2 protein-coding genes are annotated in these 1,435 nt (G+C 41.4%); both read left to right on the top strand.

Translation table 11 applies throughout. The features are described from left to right. The coding region (locus H6A32_RS15740) for a PD-(D/E)XK nuclease family transposase (RefSeq protein ID WP_204864812.1) at positions 1-376 on the top strand (376 nt) is incomplete at its 5' end. 17 nt (positions 377-393) lie between these two features. Then, positions 394-885, top strand: coding sequence for a hypothetical protein (locus H6A32_RS15735; RefSeq protein ID WP_204864811.1), 492 nt, complete (start codon positions 394-396; stop codon positions 883-885). Positions 886-1,435: the final 550 nt, after the last annotated feature.

Genomic DNA, 1,435 nt, shown 5'->3' with positions numbered 1-1,435 from the left:
AAAGGCCAGCGGACCGGAAGATGTGATGGAGTGGATGCGTTTCTTTCGAGGGCAGAATAAAGAGGAGCTGAAAGAAGTGGCAAAGGGAAATGAATATCTGGAAGGAGCATACGAGGATTTAGTAAAGATGAGCCAGGATGAGAAGAAGCGTTTACAGTATGAGGCCAGGGAGAAAGCGATCCTGGACTATCGTTCCAACATGGAGGGAGCCAGGAAGAGGGGCTTTCAGCGAGGCATGATACAGGGTGGTCAGGTCATGTTGATTCAGCTCTATCAGAAGAATCGTCTGACGTTGGAGGAGGCTGCAGAAGAAGCAAACATGACAGTAGAAGAGTTTCGCAAGCTTGTGGAATTGGCAGAACATTCTATGGAATAAGGTGTGGGGAAAAGATATTGAAAGCGTTAATGCATTGGGTTACGGAGAATGAAGCGGTTCTTACGATGATGACGGCTCTCCTTACATTTTTTCTTGGAAGATATACAAGTTATAGAGAGGACTATCGGGAAGGAAGAAAGGAAATTAATGATACCTTTTATAAGCCATTTTTAGAATTGTATGATAATGAGCACCATTCGATGGCATGGTATTATACTGATTTATCTCTGGAGATGCAGAATTCTATTATGGAAATTTTGCTCACAAACAGGTACAAGGTTCATCCCCGAATCAAAAATAAAATATATGAGCTGGATATGTATTTTTCAAGCAGGATTAGCCCGCTGTCTAGAAATCAGGAGTTGGTGGATGAGGAGAAAGAATATGTAGAGAAGGTATTTCAATCTATATATTCCTATATAGAGAAAGAATATGTGAAAAATAACAGAGCACTGTACTGTTCCTTGGCAAAGAGGTTCTATTTTTGGATCATCGAACGGAGAACCTGACAGCGTGTCCTGTAAGATCATAACTTTATCATCAGGCAGCCTTCTATTGGTTGCTGATTTTACCTTGGGGAAATGCCTTTCCCCAAGTGAGTTGTCGGTCATCTTATGATTCACTTGCCAGGAAAGATTCATTTCCGCCGCCCGCTTGACAACCTTGGCAACTGTGTTACGGGATACGTCGCAGTTATGTGTGATGTTCTGTTCACTGAATTTTAGACTTTTCAGGCGAAGGATTTCTCGATATTTGGTTGTAATAGTGGCCTCTGGTTTCTTGCCTTTTCGTTATTGATATGTTACTCTATCCATATCTGAAAAGCACTCGCTTTTCGTATTTCTAAGGCGTTCGCCGAAATTTTCAAACACTACATTTATATACGGCAGACACATTGGCCGGCAATCGGATGGCTTCTTACATTTCTATATTCCTTTCTCAGGCAAACCACTTTTTCCAATGAAGAAAATGTGCTACACTTACAGCAGACAGAAATATCCTTTTCCAGTGGATGAGAAGCCGGGAAAGGATCGAATTATGAGAAACAACAAAAGAAAA

Source organism: Drancourtella massiliensis, from assembly GCF_016900655.1.
GTDB classification, from domain to species: domain Bacteria; phylum Bacillota; class Clostridia; order Lachnospirales; family Lachnospiraceae; genus Sellimonas; species Sellimonas catena.
This window is presented reverse-complemented; position numbering and strand designations above follow the sequence as displayed.